General features: G+C 65.6%; 19 protein-coding genes. 8 read left to right on the forward strand and 11 right to left on the reverse strand.

Annotation, left to right across the window (positions count from 1 at the left end; all coding sequences use genetic code 11):
• Positions 1–15: 15 nt before the first annotated feature.
• The 6 genes from C8J98_RS00800 to C8J98_RS00825 are packed head-to-tail and all read right to left on the reverse strand — an operon-like array spanning position 16 to position 5,742.
• Positions 16–852 (reverse strand): Wzz/FepE/Etk N-terminal domain-containing protein, encoded by an 837-nt coding sequence (locus C8J98_RS00800; protein WP_107909995.1) that lies wholly within the window; start codon positions 850–852, stop codon positions 16–18.
• The gene (locus tag C8J98_RS00805; protein WP_107909996.1) at positions 828–2,000 is read right to left on the reverse strand and encodes a hypothetical protein; all 1,173 of its coding nucleotides are present in this window, start codon (positions 1,998–2,000) and stop codon (positions 828–830) included. Before C8J98_RS00805 ends, C8J98_RS00800 begins: the two co-directional genes overlap by 25 nt.
• Positions 1,997–2,941 carry a glycosyltransferase gene (locus C8J98_RS00810; RefSeq protein ID WP_107909998.1) on the reverse strand — a complete coding sequence of 315 codons (945 nt, stop codon included), beginning with the start codon at positions 2,939–2,941 and terminating at the stop codon, positions 1,997–1,999. Before C8J98_RS00810 ends, C8J98_RS00805 begins: the two co-directional genes overlap by 4 nt.
• On the reverse strand, positions 2,938–4,194 hold the full coding sequence (locus C8J98_RS00815) for an O-antigen translocase (RefSeq protein WP_107910000.1): 1,257 nt from the start codon (positions 4,192–4,194) through the stop codon (positions 2,938–2,940). Before C8J98_RS00815 ends, C8J98_RS00810 begins: the two co-directional genes overlap by 4 nt.
• Positions 4,191–5,303 (reverse strand): DegT/DnrJ/EryC1/StrS family aminotransferase, encoded by a 1,113-nt coding sequence (locus C8J98_RS00820; protein WP_107910002.1) that lies wholly within the window; start codon positions 5,301–5,303, stop codon positions 4,191–4,193. The genes C8J98_RS00815 and C8J98_RS00820 overlap by 4 nt, the downstream gene beginning before the upstream one ends.
• A 13-nt stretch (positions 5,304–5,316) precedes the next feature.
• On the reverse strand, positions 5,317–5,742 hold the full coding sequence (locus C8J98_RS00825; RefSeq protein ID WP_107910004.1) for an FdtA/QdtA family cupin domain-containing protein: 426 nt from the start codon (positions 5,740–5,742) through the stop codon (positions 5,317–5,319).
• A 215-nt stretch (positions 5,743–5,957) separates the two neighbouring features.
• Here C8J98_RS00825 and C8J98_RS00830 point away from each other — a divergent pair, with 215 nt between their 5' ends.
• The 8 genes from C8J98_RS00830 to dusB all read left to right on the forward strand — a co-directional run bounded on the left by C8J98_RS00830 (position 5,958) and on the right by dusB (position 12,672).
• Positions 5,958–6,488: a cytochrome b gene (locus C8J98_RS00830; protein WP_233260100.1), complete on the forward strand. Its 531-nt coding sequence runs from the start codon at positions 5,958–5,960 to the stop codon at positions 6,486–6,488.
• 23 nt (positions 6,489–6,511) lie between these two features.
• Positions 6,512–7,855, forward strand: a complete 1,344-nt coding sequence (locus tag C8J98_RS00835) for a cytochrome C (protein ID WP_107910006.1) — start codon at positions 6,512–6,514, stop codon at positions 7,853–7,855.
• Positions 7,856–7,889: 34 nt separating this feature from the next.
• Positions 7,890–8,249 carry a c-type cytochrome gene (locus C8J98_RS00840; RefSeq protein ID WP_233260064.1) on the forward strand — a complete coding sequence of 120 codons (360 nt, stop codon included), beginning with the start codon at positions 7,890–7,892 and terminating at the stop codon, positions 8,247–8,249.
• 84 nt (positions 8,250–8,333) lie between these two features.
• On the forward strand, positions 8,334–9,047 hold the full coding sequence (locus C8J98_RS00845) for a hypothetical protein (RefSeq protein WP_107910010.1): 714 nt from the start codon (positions 8,334–8,336) through the stop codon (positions 9,045–9,047).
• A gap of 66 nt (positions 9,048–9,113) precedes the next feature.
• Positions 9,114–9,698: a sigma-70 family RNA polymerase sigma factor gene (locus C8J98_RS00850; RefSeq protein WP_107910012.1), complete on the forward strand. Its 585-nt coding sequence runs from the start codon at positions 9,114–9,116 to the stop codon at positions 9,696–9,698.
• Positions 9,695–10,336 carry a hypothetical protein gene (locus C8J98_RS00855; RefSeq protein WP_107910014.1) on the forward strand — a complete coding sequence of 214 codons (642 nt, stop codon included), beginning with the start codon at positions 9,695–9,697 and terminating at the stop codon, positions 10,334–10,336. Before C8J98_RS00850 ends, C8J98_RS00855 begins: the two co-directional genes overlap by 4 nt.
• The gene (locus C8J98_RS00860) at positions 10,333–11,631 is read left to right on the forward strand and encodes a S8 family serine peptidase (protein WP_107910015.1); all 1,299 of its coding nucleotides are present in this window, start codon (positions 10,333–10,335) and stop codon (positions 11,629–11,631) included. Before C8J98_RS00855 ends, C8J98_RS00860 begins: the two co-directional genes overlap by 4 nt.
• A gap of 54 nt (positions 11,632–11,685) precedes the next feature.
• Positions 11,686–12,672 (forward strand): tRNA dihydrouridine synthase DusB, encoded by a 987-nt coding sequence (gene dusB / locus C8J98_RS00865; RefSeq protein WP_107910017.1) that lies wholly within the window; start codon positions 11,686–11,688, stop codon positions 12,670–12,672.
• 180 nt (positions 12,673–12,852) lie between these two features.
• Here the strand turns inward: dusB and C8J98_RS00870 are convergent, their stop codons facing one another.
• The 5 genes from C8J98_RS00870 to C8J98_RS00890 are packed head-to-tail and all read right to left on the reverse strand — an operon-like array spanning position 12,853 to position 17,547.
• The gene (locus C8J98_RS00870; protein ID WP_107910019.1) at positions 12,853–14,148 is read right to left on the reverse strand and encodes a dicarboxylate/amino acid:cation symporter; all 1,296 of its coding nucleotides are present in this window, start codon (positions 14,146–14,148) and stop codon (positions 12,853–12,855) included.
• An 8-nt stretch (positions 14,149–14,156) separates the two neighbouring features.
• Positions 14,157–15,026 carry an amidohydrolase family protein gene (locus C8J98_RS00875; protein WP_107910021.1) on the reverse strand — a complete coding sequence of 290 codons (870 nt, stop codon included), beginning with the start codon at positions 15,024–15,026 and terminating at the stop codon, positions 14,157–14,159.
• 2 nt (positions 15,027–15,028) lie between these two features.
• On the reverse strand, positions 15,029–15,721 hold the full coding sequence (locus C8J98_RS00880; RefSeq protein ID WP_107910023.1) for a 4-carboxy-4-hydroxy-2-oxoadipate aldolase/oxaloacetate decarboxylase: 693 nt from the start codon (positions 15,719–15,721) through the stop codon (positions 15,029–15,031).
• Entirely contained in the window at positions 15,718–16,440 is a 723-nt protein-coding gene (locus C8J98_RS00885) for a PIG-L deacetylase family protein (RefSeq protein WP_107910025.1), read from the reverse strand. Before C8J98_RS00885 ends, C8J98_RS00880 begins: the two co-directional genes overlap by 4 nt.
• A 24-nt stretch (positions 16,441–16,464) precedes the next feature.
• Complete coding sequence (locus C8J98_RS00890) at positions 16,465–17,547, reverse strand: 4-oxalomesaconate tautomerase (RefSeq protein ID WP_107910027.1); 1,083 nt, start codon at positions 17,545–17,547, stop codon at positions 16,465–16,467.
• Between the last annotated feature and the right edge of the window lie 757 nt (positions 17,548–18,304).

Genomic DNA, 18,304 nt, shown 5'->3' on the forward strand with positions numbered 1-18,304 from the left:
TTCCGGGGGTTCGGATCAGTGAGTGCCGAGCGGGCGCGCTTTGGTTGAACGACGCCGTAGCGCATTGCGTCCGATCGCCGCCACGCCGGCAAGGAACAGGCCGAACACGATGCCGATCCCGATGCTGAGGACGCTGTTGGGAAAGGCACGGTATTCGGGCACGTACACCGGCCACGGCATGGAGGTCTCATAGGTGTAGTTGGGTGCAAGGCGCACGACCAGCTCGCTACGCGCCTGCTGCAGCGCGCGGATGTCTTCGTTCTTGCTGGCAAGCAGGACGCCGGCAAGCGCCGCGGCCGCGTGGTCGGCGGATTCGGTGCCGCTTGTCAGGCGGACGCGGTCGGCAAGCGCGATGCGCAGGTTGCTGTCCAGCTCATCCAGGCGATCGTTGGCCAGCTTCAGCGGCAGCGCATCGAGTCGCTGGTGTACCGCCTGCAGCTGGGTGAGCGTGGCCCTGGCGAGCTCATTCGCCTGGCGTGCCGAATAGGCGCGGATGGTGAGCTTGAAGAGATTGGCAAACGGGTTGGGATCGATCTTGAGGCTTCTGCGATACAGCCGCGCCTCGGCCGAGTCCGGTACGAGCCCCAGGCTGCGGACCACATCGTCCTGGAACGGCACGGTCTGCACGCGCGCAATCACGCGAAGCAGTGGCTCGACCTTGGGGTCCTGGCCGACCGGCGCGGATCCCACCTGACCGATCTGGATCCACGCGGTGGCTTCCCACTGGCTCCTCGCCGTGGATACCCAGGCAAACGTAAGCCCGAGCACCACGACGAGCACGGCGACAAACCAGCGCCATTCGCGTCGGAAGATGTGCCACAGGTCGATCAGGTAGATCTCGTTTTGTTCCATGCGTGAGGCTCGTTGGGAAGGTGAATGGCGACGCCGTCACGCCGGCTCGGCAGCAAGGCCGCGAAGAGCTGCATGAGCAGGCACAGAACGATGAAAGCCGCGTTGGTCCAGATGAAGGCCTGCGGCGCGAAGGGCGACATCAGGCTGACATAGGCCACGCGCAGGAAAATCAGCAACGAAAACAGCGACACCGAGGCACGGAGCCGGCGCACGCTCCATAGCAACAGGGCATAGAGAAGGATCATCGAGAGCACGGCGCCCCAGGGACCGAAGGCGAGCAGGAAGGGGAGAAACTCCGTGCCCACGTTGATGTTCGGCGCATCGAAGGGAATGTCCGCTGCGGCGGTGACCGTCGGGCCGCTGAGCGGGACGAGCTGGCCGACAAGGATGCTCGCGTTGGCGTAGCCCTTCGTCACCATCGATGCGAAGTTGTAAGGTCCGGCGCTCACATACAGGGCCAGCCATTTGATGCCCTGGGGCGAGGCACGATACAGCGCGCTGAATGGCAGGTTCACGTTGTCCAGCGAACCCGAGCGAACGGCGCCCAGCACCGAGAACACGGTGGCCCCGATCACGCCGATCACGCTGACCGACTTCCACGGCAACGGCCGGTGTGGGTCGCGGCGAAACAGGATGACCAGGGCGAAGGAGAACAGCGCCGCGAAGATCCGGTTGCGGTCGATCACCAGCACAGGGAACACCAGGCCCACCGTGATGAGCACGTTGCGCAGGCCACGGTAGCGCGTGCAGAGCAATCCGATCGGCGGGAGGGTCCAGCACAGCGACGAGATATGTCGCACGTGTTCGCGCCCAGGCTCCATCGTCGCGTAGGAAGCCGGATTGTCCAGCAAGGGCACCGGGAACAGCGTCAGGTCCAGACCACAGAAGACGATGACCACCGCAGCGAATATCAGCGCAACGAAGGCCTCGCGGCTCCCCGTGTAGTCGTGGGCGCGGAAACGGGCGATCGAAGGCAGGCGGATACCCGCAAAGGCGTCGAAGAGGATGATGCCGACCGCGCCCACCACCAGCAGCAGCATGCCCTCCACATAGCCGGCCGGAAGATCGTAGGCAAGCAAGGTCAGCCCGCACGCAAAAAGGAGGGGCCAGGCGATATAGGTTGCAGGCTGGCGCAGGAATCGCTTCATACGCCCTCCGCGTGGCGGTGCGCGGTGCGCAGGCGCAGCTTCGACAGGGCAAGCAGGGAGACGTAGGCGGCCAGATGCAGCGCCACGCGCGAGTGGCGCTTCTGCAGGAAGGCGATCTTTGCGCTGATGTATTGCGCCTGCGCACGCAACAGCGTGCGATACGGCTCGTCGAACAGGCACAGGCGACTCATCGCCACCTCGCGCGATTCGGCCAGGTTCACGATGCGCGTGGCGGTATGCCGTGTCTTGCTGAAATTGGCACCATGCAGCCGGTAAGCGCAGACGGTGACGTCGATGAAACCCAGCGCATCGCGCGCGGCCAGGCGAAGGAACATGTCCCAGTCGTCGATGCGCAGGCCCTCGGTCCAGCGCGCGACGGTCTCCAGCACGCTCTTGCGCAGCAGGGTGACCGGACCACCGATGGCCCAGTGACCGATCACGGCGCGACGAATGCCGTCGCTCGAATCATACAGGCGCTTGTCGGCACCATGCAGGTCGCACATGCCGCTGTCGTAGAGGCGGTTGCCGTCGCCGTCGATCACGATCGAATCGCCGATGACGGCGCCCTTGTGCCTGTGCGACATCAGGTAGCGCACTTGTGCCTCGAGGCCGCCGGGCAAGAGGTAGTCATCGCTGGCGCCGATACGAAGGAACTCGCCATGCGAGCGCGCCGCCAGCTCGTTGAGCGTCGCGGCGATCCCACGGTTCTCGCGCCGCACGAACTCCACCGCTATCTCGGCACCGTGCACGGCGACCCAGTGTGCGATGCGCTCGGCCGTATGGTCCGTGGAGCCGTCGTCGATGATGACGATCTCCTTGGCCGGGTAAGGATCCTCCAGGACGCTATCCAGGCAGCGCTCGACAAAACCTTCATGATTGAAGGCGGGGATCAGTACCGATACCAGCGGGGAGCGCACTGCCTCGTTCAGTTCGCCCGTCATGTGCGTAACCCTCCGAGGTAATGGCGAACCACCAGCACGTTGAAAAGCAGGTAGCCGACGTAGTTGATGGCGAAGGCGTACATGGCGCCGACCAGGCCGAAATGTGCCGTGCACACATAGACAAGCAGCAGGTAGGTCACGCCGAAGGCGATCTCGGAGGCCACGAACAGACGGGTCATCGCCTTGGCCAGCATCACGTAGGAGAGGACGAAGGAAGCGATCTTGACCACGTCACCGACCAGCTGCGGCGCATAGAGATCGTCGGCCGTGGTGAAGTCCGTGCTGAAGAGCATCCGTGTCACCCATCCGCGTGCCACGTACACCAGCGCGGCCAGCACGAGCACGGCAGGAAGGATGTGCCGGTAAGCGTTGCGCAGCTCGCCGACCAGTGCCCCACGCTCGCTGATCGAAGCGAGTTTGGGCAGGTAATAGATGTTTATCGCCGCGGTAAGGAACAGCAGGTAGGCATCCGACACCTTGCTGACGGCCTGCCAGTTGCCGACCTGTTGCCAGCCGAACTGGAGCGCGAGGTGGTCGCGTACGGCGATGTTCACCAGCGGCGGAAGCAAGGCCGAACTGATCGTCATCAACGAGAAAGCGGCAAGCCGGCCGTTCATCTCGCGATCGAAGCGAAGCCGCGGCAGGCTCTGGCGAAAGTACGGGCTGCGCCACCACGAGGGCAGCGCCACGGCCAGCCATGCCAGCTGACCGAGTACGAGGGCGAGCAAGGCGCCGTAGAGCTGGAAGCGACTGGCCAGCCACGCAGCCATGGCGATACCGAGCACCGAACCGATCACCTGGATGAAAGCCAGTCGCCGCACGTCCATGAAGCCGTTGATCACAGCCAGCACATAGTTCACCGCGGCGATGCCCAGCTGGGCCAGTGCAAGCACGCGGATGAGGCTCTCGAAGCTAGCGTCGCCGAGGATCCAGATCGCGAGCTGCCGGCTGAAGACCAGTGCGGCAAGCCCCATCAGGCAGGACGCGCACAGCGCGTATGAAAGTGCCGCGGCGAGCAGGCGCGAAAGACGCGGCGGGTCGCCGCGATACTCGGCCACGTACTTGACGATGCCAGCGCTGATGCCTCCACCGGCGAGCACGGCCAGCAGCGACATAAGGCTCATGAACTGCCCCAGCCGGCCGACGCCTTCGGGCCCGGCGAACCATGCCACCAGCTTGATCACGACCAGGCCGGCCAGCAGCCGCGCGGCTGTGCCTATGGCTGAGTAGAAGCCGGCGCGAGCCAGGTTCATGCCGGTGCGCCGAAGCTCATGCAGGCCGCGATAACGCGTTCCACCGCCTCGTCGCCGAGCGTCGGTCCGATCGGAAGGCTGAGTACCTCGTCGTGCAGGCGCTCCGTCAGCGGCAGGCTCACTGCATCGGCTACGGCGTAGGCCGGTTGCCGGTACGGAGCCACGGGGTAGTGAACCTGGCTATGGATGCCCTGCGCCAGCAGGTGCGCCTGCAGCGCGTCGCGACGGGCACTGCGGACCACGAACAGGTGCCAGGCGTGGCGCTCGTCGCTGTGAAGCGTCGGCACGAGGATGTCCGGATGATGGATGGCCGCGAGGTAGCGCCGGGCGATCGCCCGGCGGCGAGCGACATCCGCGTCCACGTACGGCAGCTTCACGCGCAACATCGCCGCCTGCATCTCGTCCAGGCGAGAGTTCACGCCCTGGTAGAGGTGCCGGTACTTTTCCAGCGAACCATAGTTGCGCAGCGCGGCCACGCGTCCGGCCAGTTCGGCGTCGGCGGTGACGACCGCGCCGCCATCGCCCAGCGCGCCCAGGTTCTTCGCGGGAAAGAAGCTGAAGGCCGCGGCGTCGCCGAAGGCGCCCGCACGGCGCCCTGACCAAGTGGCGCCGTGCGCCTGGGCCGCGTCCTCGATCACCAGCAGCTCATGCCGATGGGCGATGGCCGTGAGTGCATGCATATCGGCCAGTTGACCGTACAGGTGCACCGGCATGATCGCGCGTGTTCGTGGCCCGATGGCCGCCTCGACGCGCGCCGGATCGAGATTGAAGGTGGACAGCTCCGGCTCCACGGCGACGGGTACCAGTCCGCTCTGTGTGATCGCGAGGAAGCTCGCGATAAACGTGTTGCCGGGCACGATGACCTCGTCCCCGTCGGCCAGCCTGCCCAACGATTTGTACGCGCGCAGGATCAGCGACAGCGCGTCCAGTCCGTTGCCGACACCGACGGCGTGGGGCAGGCCGCACCATTGAGCGAACTCCCGCTCGAAGGCTTCCACTTCCGGGCCGAGCACATACCAGCCGGAGTCGATGACGCGTGCCGCCGCCGCCTTCAGCTCATCGGCGTGGCGGGCATTGATGGCACGCACATCGAGGAACGGCAGGTCCATTACGCTGCCTTCGTCACAGGGCAACCCCTTCCAAATAACGTTCACCGTGTACTTCGCGCAGGAACTGCGCGTAGTCGGTGATGTAGTCGGCCGGGTCGTAGAACTGGTCGGCCAGGACCATCAGCACGCAGTCGTCGCTGAAGTCGTAGAGCTCACGCCAGACCATGCTACCGAGCAGCAGCCCTTGGGTGGGATCGTCGAGTACGACCGTCGCCGGGCCGCTGCCATCATCGAGCAACAGCGTGACCGAGCCACGAACCGGCACCGCCAGTTGGGTGAGGTGGCGATGGGCATGTTGCCCGCGGTGTACATCCGGGGTGTTGGCAAAGATGTAGTAGACCCGCCGGATTTCGAACGGCACGTTCCGGTTCTGCTCCAGGGAAACGAGCATGCCCCGGCTATCGCCGTGCTTCTGTAACTGGATTCGCTCGATTTCCATGGGATCAGCCAGGCACTGTTTCGTTGATGGCGTCGTACGAAGTTGAGTGCCGGCCCTGTCGCCAAAGGTTGCGGCAACCTTCCGCCGCCTGCACGGCACTCAATCGCATTGGCAGCGATGCGAAGGGCAGCTCGGGCATGGGACTGAATCCACTGACGCCGTTGAAAGGCGGCTCCTTGAGGGGCAAGCCGGCGAGGAGCACGGGCCAGGTGGCCCTGACCCCCTTGCCGCGACGGCTGCGCGTACTGCACTGGCTCACGGTGATCTGCGTGGTGATGGCAGCCGCCTTCATCCTCACCCGCGACCAGCTCGATGGGCGCAACGTGCGCCTGTGGTTGCTCGAGGGGCATCGCCATTTCGGCCTGTTCGTACTGGCGCTGTTCGCCGTCCGCGTCTTCGTCCGCCTGCGGGTCGGCAAACTGTCCCCATCCGGCGAATCGCCCTGGCCGATGCGCGCCGCCGCCGGGCTGACCCATATCGCCCTCTACGCCCTGCTGGTCACCCTGCCCCTGCTCGGCTGGGCGCTGAGCAGCGCGGAAGGAAAGCCCGTGCATCTGTTCGGCGTCACGCTGCCCAACTTCGTCGCCGCCGACGAGGATCTCGCCGACACCCTGCAGACCTGGCACCTCAATGCGGCCTGGGTGCTGCTGGGACTGGTATGCCTGCATATCGCCGCCGCGCTCTGGCACCACTTCGTCATGCGCGACGGCGTGCTCCGCCGGATGTGGCCCAAACGCCGTCGCTGACCACACGAAAACAAGGAACTGTCATGTTGTCCCACCTGATCCGACGCGTCACCCGCCGGGCGCGGCCTGCACACCTGGGCTGGGCCGTCGCGGCGCTGCTGATGTTCGCCAGCACGTCGGTACAAGCGATTCCCGCCTACGCACGACAGACCGGCTCGGCCTGCGCCGATTGCCACGCCGGCTCCTATGGCCCGCAGCTGACGCCCTACGGCATGCGCTTCAAGCTCAACGGCTATACCGATACGGACGGCAAGGGCTTCAAGATCCCGGTCTCGGGCCAGTTGACCGAAACGCACACGAATCCGGCGACGGGTAAGAGCACGACGGACCTCACCGAAGGTGACCTCTACCTCGCGGGCCGTCTTACCGACCAGATCGGTGGCTTCGTAAAGGTCGAGGCCGATCGCACGGGAAAGAACACCTACAACACGCGACTGAGCAATGTGGACCTGCGCTTCGTCGCCAAGGAGCTGAAACTCGGCGGCAAGGACCTGACCCTCGGCGTGAGCGTGAACAACAGCCCCGGCTTCCAGGATCCGATCGCGGCCTTGCCCAACGCGTCGTTCATCTCACCGATAGGCGTCACCGGCACGTTCCTCAGCCAGGCCGCCCCCAACGGACCGACCAACCGTGTCATCGGCGCGACGATGTACGCCCTCTACGACAAGAACTGGTATGGCGAAGTAGGAACTTACCGTTCGCTACCGACGTCGACGCAGGATCACCTCGGTTACAACATCGCCAGCGACCCGGGCACGTTGCACGACACCGGCTATTTCCGCTTCGCGTACATGAAGGACATGAAGAAACAGTTCTTCTCCGCAGGCGTCGTGGCATTGACGACGCATCGATCGCTGCCGCGATCCGGGCCCAGTGACGACCTCACCGATCTCGGTTACGACCTCACTTACCAGTACCTGGGCAACCGCGAGCACATTCTCCAGCTGAGCTACGTCAACATCCTTGAACAGCGGAAATATGGCGCGGACCTGTTCGGACCGGGTGGCGTGGCCGCGCCGGACCGCGGCGATGTGCACGACCAGACGCTCACGGCCACCTACACGTTCCACCAGACCTACAGCCTCTCGGTTTCGCACCTGATCAGTTCCGGTAACCACGACGAGGTGCGCTACCCACCCTTCGGTGATCCGAACGCCACGTCCAACATCGTCACGCTGTTCTGGGCACCGTTCGGCAAGGACGATTCGTACACCACCATCGCCAACCTCAAGCTGGCCGCCACCTGGTATCGCATCACGCGGTTCAACGGTCGCAATGACAACATCTTCGGCGCTCCCCCCGGCGTCCGACCAACCAATGCAGGAGATCTGAATGCTTTCTCCCTTTCCGCCAGCCTCGCGTTCTGAGGCTCACCGGGGCCGGTGGCTGCACGGCGTTGCCGTGGCCGGGTTGATCGTCGGCTGGCTCGCGGCATCCCCAGCCGTCCGCGCCGGTGACGCATCCGCCGGCGCCGATGTCTTCAAATCCGAATGCGCCGAATGCCATGCCGTGAAGGAGGGTCGCAACAAGAAGGGCCCCAGCCTCTTCGGTATCGTCGGGCGCCAGTCGGGCAGCATCGCCGACTACAACTATTCCGATGCGCTCAAGCAGGCGCAGTGGACGTGGACCCAGGACAAACTTCACTGGTACCTGTCGCAACCTGCCAAAACAGCTAATCCCGGGACGAAGATGAAATACGATGGCCTCACTGACGCGAAGCAGCTGGACGATCTTTTGTCTTACCTGAGCAGCGTTCACTGAAGACATCCGAATGACGACGTGATGCGGCAAAGCCACCCCGGGTCCATACACAGGGGTACCCCGTCGGCATGGTGGCTCGCCACCGTGCCGACGCGTTCGTGTGCCCGGCGCGCCTGCCTGGTCGCCCTGCTGCTGGGGGGCTCTTCCGGCGTACTGCACGCCCAGTCGTCGAGCTTTGGCGGCGTCGTGGCGGTCAGCAACCAACTCGTCGATCGCGGCCTCGCTGTCACCCCGAAGACCCCCGTCGTCCAGGGCGCCCTGACCTGGACCACGCCCTCGGGCTGGTCGCTCGGCCTTTCGGCCAGCAGCGAAACGCGCTCGCCCGGACAAATCGTGGAGGCCCTGGCGCAGGCCTCGTATGCCTGGTCCCTGTCCAGCGACTGGCAGATGCAGTCGGGCCTTCTCTATTACCGCTACGGCAACGACTCCCACTGGCGCATCTACGACCGCGTGGAGCTGGCTGCCAACTGGATCTACCGTGATGTCCTCACCCTGGGCGTCTCCGCGGCCCAGCTCATCCATACGGGCGGTCGCGGGCCGCGCGGGGCCGCCGATATTGGCTTTCGCTGGCCGCTGGTGTGGAACCTGTCGGTGTCGGCAGGCGTCGGCACGGCCCAATACCTCATTCCCCCTTACGAGCGCGATTACCCGCGTTACCAGTACGGGCATGCGGGCCTGGTGTGGGAGAATGAGGGCTGGCGGGTCGAGCTCAATCACATCATGACCGAGCACGCACCCCGGCCGCGTGGGTCTCCCGCCGTCTCACCGTGGAATGCGACTGTCTCGCGGAGGTTCTGAGCCGGAGCAACCTTTCCCCTCGAAAGGGGTACTCACGCTGGTCTCCCGACTTGCTGCAACCAACCCATGAATGACGCGGACACCGACGCCGACTCCACCGATCGCCTCCTGCTGCAACGCATGGCGGCGGGCGACCGCACGGCACTCAGCGTGCTTTACCGCAGCTACCACGGGCGGTTGAGCCGTTTCCTGTCGCGTCTGACCCGACGCGCGGACATCATCGAGGAAGTCATCAACGACTGCCTGTGGATCACCTGGCAGAAAGCCGGGAGCTTCCACGGTGACTCGCGCGTTTCCACCTGGATCATGGGCATCGCTTACCGCTGCGGCCTCAAGGCGTTGCGTCAGCACGGCAGCGAACCGGTCGACGAGGATTCAATTCCCGAAGACCGTATTCCCTCCCACGACCCCGACGAAGACCGCGAACTGCGCGACTGGCTGGGCAAGGGGATGGATCGTCTCACCGCGGATCAGCGGGTCGTGATCGAACTTGTCTACGGCGTCGGCCACACCCTGGACGACGTCGCCGTCATCATGCAGTGCCCGGTTGGCACGGTGAAAGCACGCCTGTTCCACGCGCGGGTGAAACTGCGCAACGTGCTCCCGGGGCTGGCCGGTGCCACATCCGTTTCGAGGGAGAATGTGCCATGAGGATGCCGACGGATACCGGCCGTGAATGTGGTCGCGCCTGGGAAGCCATGCCCTGGGTGCTCCAGGACAGTGCGCCGCAAGAGCAGACCGAGTGGCTGATGAGCCATCTGGCCGAATGCGATGGCTGCCGCGCGGAGTTCGAGCAACAGAAACGCCTGCGCCTGGCAATGTCGCTGCCGGCGGATGTGTCCATCGACCCCGAACTCGGCCTGCGCCGCCTGCTCGCCCGCATCGACGCCCCGGTGCTGGTGACCGCGCCTTCGCGCGCCACCGGCGGCAGCTGGCTGACCCGTGCGCTCGTGGCTGCCGTGCTCATCCAGGCGGTCGGGCTAGGCACGCTGGGCGCCAGGTTCCTCGCGGAAGGCACGGCTCAGCCTGCTGCCTATCGCACACTGAGCCAGGACGCCGCTCCCGTGCCGGCGGGCGCCATCCATGTCGTTCTCGATAACAGCATGAAGGTGGCCGACTGGAACACGCTGCTGCGTTCGATGCAGCTGCAGGTGGTCGGTGGGCCGAACGACGTTGGCGCATATACCGTGATTCCTGCCGGCGGTGCCGCGGCATCGACCAAGACCGTGCAGCGCCTTCGCGCCGCGCATGGTGTTCGCCTCGCCGAGCCGGTGAACGCCAATCCATGAAGATCGGGGCCGCCACCCTGCTGGTTCTGCTTGCAACGTTGGCGGCCTGCGCCCCTGCGCGCTCGATTCCGTCCGTGGAATCCAGCGCAAGCGCCACACCGGCCAGCGCGGTCACGCGCATGGACAGCCGTCGTGACATCGTGCTCGCCGTGGCCAATCCCCTCACACCGGCCGCCACGCACGCAGGCTCCAGCCTGCTCGGCTACGCGCCGTCCGCGCACTACGGCGCAGGCCAGCGGGCGATCTCCGAGCTCGCGGATCTGAAACAGCGCTACGGCCTGCAGGAAGTCAGTGGCTGGCCGATCAAGGCCCTCGACCTCTACTGCGTCGTGCTCCATCCGGCTCCGGGCATCGATCGCGACGAGCTGATCGCGGCCCTGCAGAAGGACGAACGCGTGCAGCTTGCGCAGCCGCTGCAGGACTATTCCGTGTACTCGGCCGACACCGCCGACGCGCACAAATACAACGATCCCTACGCCGACCTGCAGCGCGGGTTCGTCGAAACCGACGCCGCCCTCGCGCACAACTCGAGCCAGGGCGAAGGCGTCCGCGTCGCCATCGTCGATACCGGCGTGGACATGAGCCACCCTGACCTGCAGGGGCATATCGGCGACGCACGCAACGTCGTCGACGACGATGCCTCCGCCTTCGACAAAGACAGCCATGGCACCGAAGTCGCCGGCATCATCGCGGCCATAGGAGACAACCACCAGGGCATGGTCGGCATGGCACCCAAGGCCAGGCTGAGTGTCTACAAGGCCTGCTGGTATCCGGCTGGCGCCCAGGGCGGCGCCCGTTGCAACTCGTTTACCCTGGCCAAGGCGCTTGCCGCGGTGAACGATACCGACGCGCGCATCGTCAATCTCAGCCTCGGCGGTCCCGCCGATCCACTGCTCAGCAAACTGCTCGCCAAGATCCTCAGCGAAGGTCGCATCGTCATCACCGCCATGCCGCCGGACGGCAAGCTAAGCGGCTTCCCCGACGGGGCGCCCGGCGTCATCGTGGTCCGTACCAGCGCGACCACGCCCGCTCCGCCCGGGGTGGTCAGCGCGCCGGGAAACGACATCCTGACCACCCAGCCCGGCGGCGGCTACGATTTCACCTCCGGCTCCTCGATGGCCACTGCCCACGTGAGTGGCATCGTGGCCCTGATGCTCTCGCTGACCCCCGGTCTCGACCCGGCGTCGATCCACGCGATCCTGCTGAGCACCAGCGCGCAGAAGAAAGGAATGCTCGAAGTGAATGCCGCGGGGGCTGTCGCCGCCGTGAAAAAGACCGCCAGAACGGCCCGCTGAACCGCCTGCGGGCGCCTGGCCACGCCGCCGCCCCGGATCGCGTAAAATCGCCCCATGCGTATCGGCCCCTACTCCATCGCGCCCGGCGTGGTGCTCGCACCCATGGCTGGCGTGACCGACAAGCCCTTTCGCCTCCTCTGCAAGCGCATGGGGGCGGGCCTGGCCGTGTCCGAGATGACCACCGCCGACCCGCGCCTGTGGAATACGACCAAGTCGCTGCGCCGCATGGATCACGACGGTGAGCCCGAGCCGGTCAGCGTGCAGATTGCCGGCTACGACCCCGGCATGCTTGCCGAGGCGGCGAAGTACAACGCGGACAACGGTGCGCAGATCGTCGACATCAACATGGGTTGCCCGGCGAAGAAAGTCTGCAACGTATGGTCGGGCTCAGCGCTCCTGCAGGACGAACCCCTGGTGGCGCGCATCCTCTCCGCCGTGGTCAAGGCGGTGGACATCCCCGTCACGCTGAAGATCCGCACCGGCTGGGATCGCGACAACCGCAATGCCCTGACCATCGCGCGTATCGCCGAGGACGCCGGCATCGCCGCGCTCGCCGTGCACGGCCGCACGCGTGCCGACAAATATGAAGGTGACGCCGAGTACGCGACCATCGCCGCGGTCAAGGCCAGTGTGCGCATCCCGGTGATGGCCAACGGCGACGTCGTCACACCCGAGAAAGCGCGTGAGGTCCTCGCGGCCACCGGCGCCGACGCCATCATGGTCGGTCGCGGTGCGCAGGGACGACCGTGGATTTTCCGCGAGATCGCGCATTTCCTCGAGACAGGCCATCACCTCGCCGAGCCCACGCCCACCGAGGTACGCGACATCCTGTGCGGTCACCTCGACCACCTCTACGCGTTCTACGGCGAGAAGATGGGCGTGCGCATCGCACGCAAGCACCTGGGCTGGTACGCGAAGGACCGCCCGGAGAACGCCGCCTTCCGCGATGTCGTCAATCGCGCCGAAGATGCCACCACGCAGACGCGCCTCACCCGCGACTACTTCGACGCCCTCGAAGCCGGCGTATCCCTCGCCGCCTGATCCCTCGCCGCCTGATCCCTGTGGGAGCCTGATCCCTGTGGGAGCCTGATCCCTGTGGGAGCTTGATCCCTGTGGGAGCCTGATTCCTGTGGGAGCCGATTCATCGGCGATCCCGCGGCAGCGGGCCAGCAGTGAGGCAAGCTCCCATCGCCGCTGAAGCGGCTCCCACAGGAGCAGCAATTACGCCGCTGCAAGAACCGCTTTCAATTTCTCACGGTCCAGTTCCTTCTCCCACGCGCACACCACGATGGCCGCAACACCGTTGCCGACCAGGTTGGTCATGGCCAGGCCCGTGCCAAGGAAGCGATGGATACCAAGGATCAGCACCATCCCTGCCACAGGCACCACCGGCACCACGCTAAGCGTCGAGGCAAGCATCACCAGCGCGGCGCCGGCGACACCGCTGGCACCCTTGGAGGTCAGCATGCCGACGATGGCCACGGTGATCTGCTGCTCGATCGTCAGGTCGATGTTCAGCGCCTGGGCGATGAACAGGATCGCCATGGTCAGGTAGATGTTGGTGCCGTCGAGATTGAACGAGTAGCCAGTCGGCACGACCAGGCCAACCGTTTCCTTCGGGCACCCCAGCTCCTCCATCTTGCGCATCAACGGCGCCAGCACGACCTCCGAGGAGCTCGTGCCCAGCACGATAAGCAGTTCGTCGCGGATATAGGCACAGAAACGCAGGATGCTGAAGCCCGCGATGCGCGCGACGATACCCAGCACCAGCACGACGAAGATCACGCAGACCAGGTAGAAGCTGCCGATCAGTTCCATCAGCGGTACCAGCGACACCACGCCATACTTGCCGATGGTGAAGGCCATGGCGCCGAAGGCACCGATGGACGACACCGCGGTGATGTAATGGACGATCTTGAAGAACACCTGCGCACCGGCCTCGATCACGTCGTAGACGGGCTTGCCGCGATCACCCGTGGCCGCCAGTGCGCAGCCGAACAGCACCGAGATGAGCAGGATCGAAAGCACGTCACCCTTGGCGAACGCGCTGATGAAGGTGTTCGGGATGATCGCAAGCAGGAACTCGATCGACTCGATGTTATGACCCTGGGCCACGAGATTGCCGATCTCGCCGGACTTCAGCGTGGTGGGGTCCACATTGAAGCCCGTACCCGGATGGAAGATGTGTCCGGCGACGAGGCCGAAGAACAGCGCCACCGTCGAGATCATCTCGAAATAGAGCAACGCCTTGCCGCCCACCCGGCCAACCTTGCGCATGTCGCGCATGCCGGCGATGCCGGTCACCACGGTGCAGAAGATGATCGGGCCGATCACCATCTTGATCAGCGCAATGAAGGCGTCGCCGAGCGGTTTCATCTTCACCGCGTACGCGGGCGACAGGTAACCGAGAATCACGCCGATCACCACCGCGACCAGCACCTGGATATAGAGCTGCCGGTAGAAGGGCTTGCGCGGCTTCGGCGTCGGGAGCGTGCTGGCGATGCTGGGTAGTGACATGAGTGTGCTCAGGTGAAGTCGTACAGGCGCGCGGGATTGTCGACCAGGAGACGCTTGCGCAGCGACTCGTCCGGGCAGAAGCGGAACATCAGGTCGACCAGACCGCCATCGTTGGGCATGTCCCTGGAGATATTCGGATGCGGGAAGTCCGTTCCCCACAGCACGCGATCCGGCGCGGCTTCGATAAGGGTGCGGGCGAACGGGATGGCGTCGTCGAACGGACGCTTGCCGACCGAGACGCGCTCCGCGCCGCATACCTTGACCCAGGCCAGGGGATTGTCGCGCATCAGCGCCACGAGCAGGCGGAATGGTTCCTGTTCGACGCCTTGCGCCGCCTGGACACGCCCCATGTGATCGATCACGAAGGGCACGCGGATCTTCCCGAGCACATCCTGGAGCTCGACGATGTCGTTGGCGTCCAGGTGCAGCACCACGTGCCAGCCCATTTCCGCCACGCGATCCAGCACGCGCCAGAACACGCGCATGTCCGGACGACCGCCGAGGTGTTGCACGAAGTTGAAACGCACCGCGCGAACGCCGCCGGCGTCCAGTTCGGCCAGACCCGCCTCGTCGATGCCGTCGTCGACGATGGCCACGCCCCGGTAGCGGCCCTGGCCGCGGGCGATGGCGTCGAGCATCGCGGTGTTATCGGTACCGTGACAGCTCGCCTGGACGATCACGCCGCGGTCGAAGCCGAGGAAGTCGTGCAGTGCCACCAGGTGTTCGTAAGGCGCATCCGGCGGCGTGTAGCTGCGGTCGGCCGCGTAAGGAAAGCGATCGGCAGGACCGAAGACGTGGCAGTGCGCGTCGCAGGACTGCGGTGGCATCTGCTGTTCGGGCTTGGTGGGGTTCGGATCGGGCGGGAGGCAGGATTTCATGTTCATTCGTTCGGCAGGTCGTCGACGTAGCGCAGGCCGGCTTCGGCAAGACGCTGGCGCATGTCGTAGATATCGAGACCGAGTTCGCCTTCGGCCAGACGCGCGCGTTTGGCTTCCTCGTTGAGCACGCGCTTGCGCGAAGCGGCGATGGCCGCATCGACGGTCGCGAAGGGAACGACGACGATGCCGTCGTCGTCGGCGACGATCGCGTCGCCCGGCTTGATGTACTGGCCGCCGATGACGACGGGAACGTTGACCGAGCCCAGCGTCGCCTTGACCGTACCGCGCGCATGCACGGCGCGTGACCAGACAGGAAAACCCATCCGTCGCAACTCGGCGGTATCGCGTACGCCGGCGTCGATGATCAGGCCGGCCACGCCCCGCGCCATGAGCGAGGTGGCAAGCAGGTCACCGAACATGCCGTCGTCGTTCTCGGTGGTGCAGGCGACCACGAGGACGTCGCCCGGCCGGCACTGCTCCACGGCGACATGGAGCATCCAGTTATCGCCAGGCTGGGCGAGGACGGTGACCGCGCTGCCCGCGATCGCCACGTCCTGCTGGATGGCCCGGATCGGCGGTTGCAGCAATCCGGTGCGGCCCTGGGCCTCGTGCACCGTAGCCACGCCCATCGCCGCAAGCGTAGCGGCCTGGTCGTCGTTGATCGCCGGACGGTTACGTACGACCACCCCGATCATGCGAGGGTGCCCTGGGTCACGTGCGGGAAGACGCGCTGGAACGCTTCCGCATAGGTGATCTTGAAGTCCGAGTTACGTGACGCCTGTGCACCGCGCTGCAAGCCGACGCGCGTGTAGTACTCCCACAGGTGTTCCTGGGCGCGCATGGTCTCGAAAGCCGCGCGTTTCTTTTCCCACACCGGAGTGATGTCGAGGAACAGTTCCGGCTTCCACTCGCACTGCTCGGGCTGGTGCGGTTCGAAAAGGAAAACCGGCGGTGCACCAATCACCGGCACCGCCGGCTCGTGACCATGCGCCTGTGCCACCACGCGCGCTTCCTGGGCGATGTGCGTGGCCAGCGGGTGGTCGAAGTTGTAGGGATCCTTCAGCGAGTGACTCAGCACGAAGGAGGGACGCAGCTCACGGTAGATCTTCGCCAGGTGAAAAACCACATCCAGGTCGGCGCGCATCGGGTAGTCGCCGATATCGAGGAACTCGACGCTGGCACCGAGGATGCCGGCCGCTTCTTCGGCTTCGGCGCGGCGATCGGTCTTCACACGGTCCATGGTCATGCCGGGCTGGCGCCACAGCTTGGCGGATTCCCCGCGTTCGCCGTAGGAAAGGCAGACGATATGCACGCGCCAACCTTGTGCGGCATGCAGCGCGATGGCGCCACCGGCGCGCCAGACGAAGTCGGCGGAGTGGGCGCTCACGATGAGCGCGGTCTTCGTATCGGACATGGGTTTACTGCTCCAGGGGGGAGATCAGGCGGCGGGGCCGCGCCAGATCGAGGGGGAGATGGGTACGCTGCCGCGCATCAGCAGCCGGGCGGTACGCAGCAAGGCCGCGCGGATCACGCGCGTGCCGTCGAGGCCAACCTCGACGCTGAATTCGCCGCTCGGGTGCTCGATCGACAGCGAGCGCGTATCGCCTTCGCCGGCGACCGCGAGGTCGTGGGCGACCGTGCCGGGCAGCACCGCTGCCGTGGCGACCGTCACGGCGCCGAGCACGCCGATCGAGCTGTGGCAGTCGTGCGGAATGAAGGTGCGCGTGCTTATCGCGCCGCCCGCGCGGGGTGCGGAGACGAGGGTGATTTTCGGGATCGGCTTCTTGCTCACGTCGCCAAGATTCATCAGCGGGCCCGCCTGCAGGCGCAAGGCCTCGATGCGAGCCTTCAGCGCCGTATCGGCATCGAGCGCTTCCGGCCGCTCGTCACCGCGCACACCGAGATCGCTCGCCGCGATGATCATCACCGGCATGCCGTTGTCGATCAGGGTCACCGCCACGCCGTCGATGATGTCGCGCAGGTTGCCTGTCGGCAGCAGGCTTCCGCTGACCGATCCTTCGGTATCCAGGAAGCCGCAGCTCACCGGAGCCGCCGGTCGCGGCACGCCGTCGATGCGCGCGTTGCCGTCGTACACGGGGCGACCGAAAGGCGTCTCGATGGTGATCTCGGCGATGACGCCGGTATTCACCGTACGCACGCGGCGCGTGGTGCTGCCATGGTCACCGGCGAGCAGCCCGGCCTCGATAGCGGCAGGCAGTGCCGCGGCGAGCATGTTCCCGCAATTCGGCGTGGTATCGACGGTGGCATCGGCGATGCCGACCTGGGCAAACAGGAAGTCGAGATCGGCGGCTCCGTCCTCCGGAAGCGAGAGGACGCCGGCCTTGCTGGTCAGGGTGCGCGCGCCACCGAGTCCGTCGATCTGGCGTTCGTCGGGAGATCCCATGACCGCAAGGATCACCGCGTCGCGGGTGGCCTTGTCCCCGGGAAGATCGCTGGCGAGAAAAAATGGCCCCTTCGAGGTGCCACCACGCATGTACCAGCAGGGAATCTCATGAGCCATCGTTATCACCACGGTCTTGAACCGGGACGATGGTCCTCGCGGCAGGCAAGGCGAACAACGCGATGCACCACTTATCTGCTATGCACAATCCTCATGACCGAGCACCCGGATTGCATTTGATGCAACGCACCAACGCCCCCCTTGTGGGAGCCGCTTCAGCGGCGAAGCTCTTGGCTCTTCGCGAAGTTTCGGGGGCGGGCTCGCCTTCGGCCTCGTTTTCACGCTCGCGGTGCTTCGCAAGAGCCGGCGGGTATCACCCTCGGGGCCACGACTGCAGCGACCCGCTAGGGAGGGCCGCAAGAGCGGCCGTTTACTTACTGCCCTACGGGCCGGGTCGGCGCCCCACCGGAGGTTTTCGACGCGACTCCTGTCGCGCGAAAACGGCCGGCCATCCATGGCCGACCCCCTGCGGGCTTTTTCCGGTGGCACGCCTCGCCTCCGCTACCGGCCCCGAGGGTGATACCCGCCGGCTCTTCCGAGTACTGAGGTTCGTGGGGTCGAGCGCACCGCTCGCTATCCGACAGGCGACCGTTTCTTTCGCATACGTCATGCATCGTGCATCGTGCATCGTGCGGCAGGCGGCAGGCGGCAGCGAGTAAGCATGCGGCGACATCGCACGCGTCGCCAGTGACCCCTCAGCACTGACAGCAGGGCACGCTCCGCAATCAACCTCGTCGTTGGGAAGAGCCGGCGGGGCCAGTGCCACCCTCGGGGCCGGTAGCGCAGGCGAGGGCTTCGACTGGATAAGGCCCGCAGG

It is taken from the genome of Luteibacter sp. OK325 (assembly GCF_003050935.1).
In the GTDB taxonomy this organism is placed as follows: Bacteria; Pseudomonadota; Gammaproteobacteria; order Xanthomonadales; family Rhodanobacteraceae; genus Luteibacter.

What these genes read in the sequence shown, in the direction of transcription:
- C8J98_RS00890 (WP_107910027.1), bottom strand. Translation starts at nt 17,547, where the DNA reads ATGGCTCATGAGATTCCCTGCTGGTACATGCGTGGTGGCACCTCGAAG.
- C8J98_RS00880 (WP_107910023.1), bottom strand. Translation starts at nt 15,721, where the DNA reads ATGATCGGGGTGGTCGTACGTAACCGTCCGGCGATCAACGACGACCAG.
- dusB (WP_107910017.1), top strand. Translation starts at nt 11,686, where the DNA reads ATGCGTATCGGCCCCTACTCCATCGCGCCCGGCGTGGTGCTCGCACCC.
- C8J98_RS00810 (WP_107909998.1), bottom strand. Translation starts at nt 2,941, where the DNA reads ATGACGGGCGAACTGAACGAGGCAGTGCGCTCCCCGCTGGTATCGGTA.
- C8J98_RS00815 (WP_107910000.1), bottom strand. Translation starts at nt 4,194, where the DNA reads ATGAACCTGGCTCGCGCCGGCTTCTACTCAGCCATAGGCACAGCCGCG.
- C8J98_RS00835 (WP_107910006.1), top strand. Translation starts at nt 6,512, where the DNA reads ATGTTGTCCCACCTGATCCGACGCGTCACCCGCCGGGCGCGGCCTGCA.
- C8J98_RS00885 (WP_107910025.1), bottom strand. Translation starts at nt 16,440, where the DNA reads ATGTCCGATACGAAGACCGCGCTCATCGTGAGCGCCCACTCCGCCGAC.
- C8J98_RS00875 (WP_107910021.1), bottom strand. Translation starts at nt 15,026, where the DNA reads ATGAAATCCTGCCTCCCGCCCGATCCGAACCCCACCAAGCCCGAACAG.
- C8J98_RS00825 (WP_107910004.1), bottom strand. Translation starts at nt 5,742, where the DNA reads ATGGAAATCGAGCGAATCCAGTTACAGAAGCACGGCGATAGCCGGGGC.
- C8J98_RS00820 (WP_107910002.1), bottom strand. Translation starts at nt 5,303, where the DNA reads ATGGACCTGCCGTTCCTCGATGTGCGTGCCATCAATGCCCGCCACGCC.
- C8J98_RS00870 (WP_107910019.1), bottom strand. Translation starts at nt 14,148, where the DNA reads ATGTCACTACCCAGCATCGCCAGCACGCTCCCGACGCCGAAGCCGCGC.
- C8J98_RS00860 (WP_107910015.1), top strand. Translation starts at nt 10,333, where the DNA reads ATGAAGATCGGGGCCGCCACCCTGCTGGTTCTGCTTGCAACGTTGGCG.
- C8J98_RS00800 (WP_107909995.1), bottom strand. Translation starts at nt 852, where the DNA reads ATGGAACAAAACGAGATCTACCTGATCGACCTGTGGCACATCTTCCGA.
- C8J98_RS00850 (WP_107910012.1), top strand. Translation starts at nt 9,114, where the DNA reads ATGAATGACGCGGACACCGACGCCGACTCCACCGATCGCCTCCTGCTG.
- C8J98_RS00855 (WP_107910014.1), top strand. Translation starts at nt 9,695, where the DNA reads ATGAGGATGCCGACGGATACCGGCCGTGAATGTGGTCGCGCCTGGGAA.
- C8J98_RS00805 (WP_107909996.1), bottom strand. Translation starts at nt 2,000, where the DNA reads ATGAAGCGATTCCTGCGCCAGCCTGCAACCTATATCGCCTGGCCCCTC.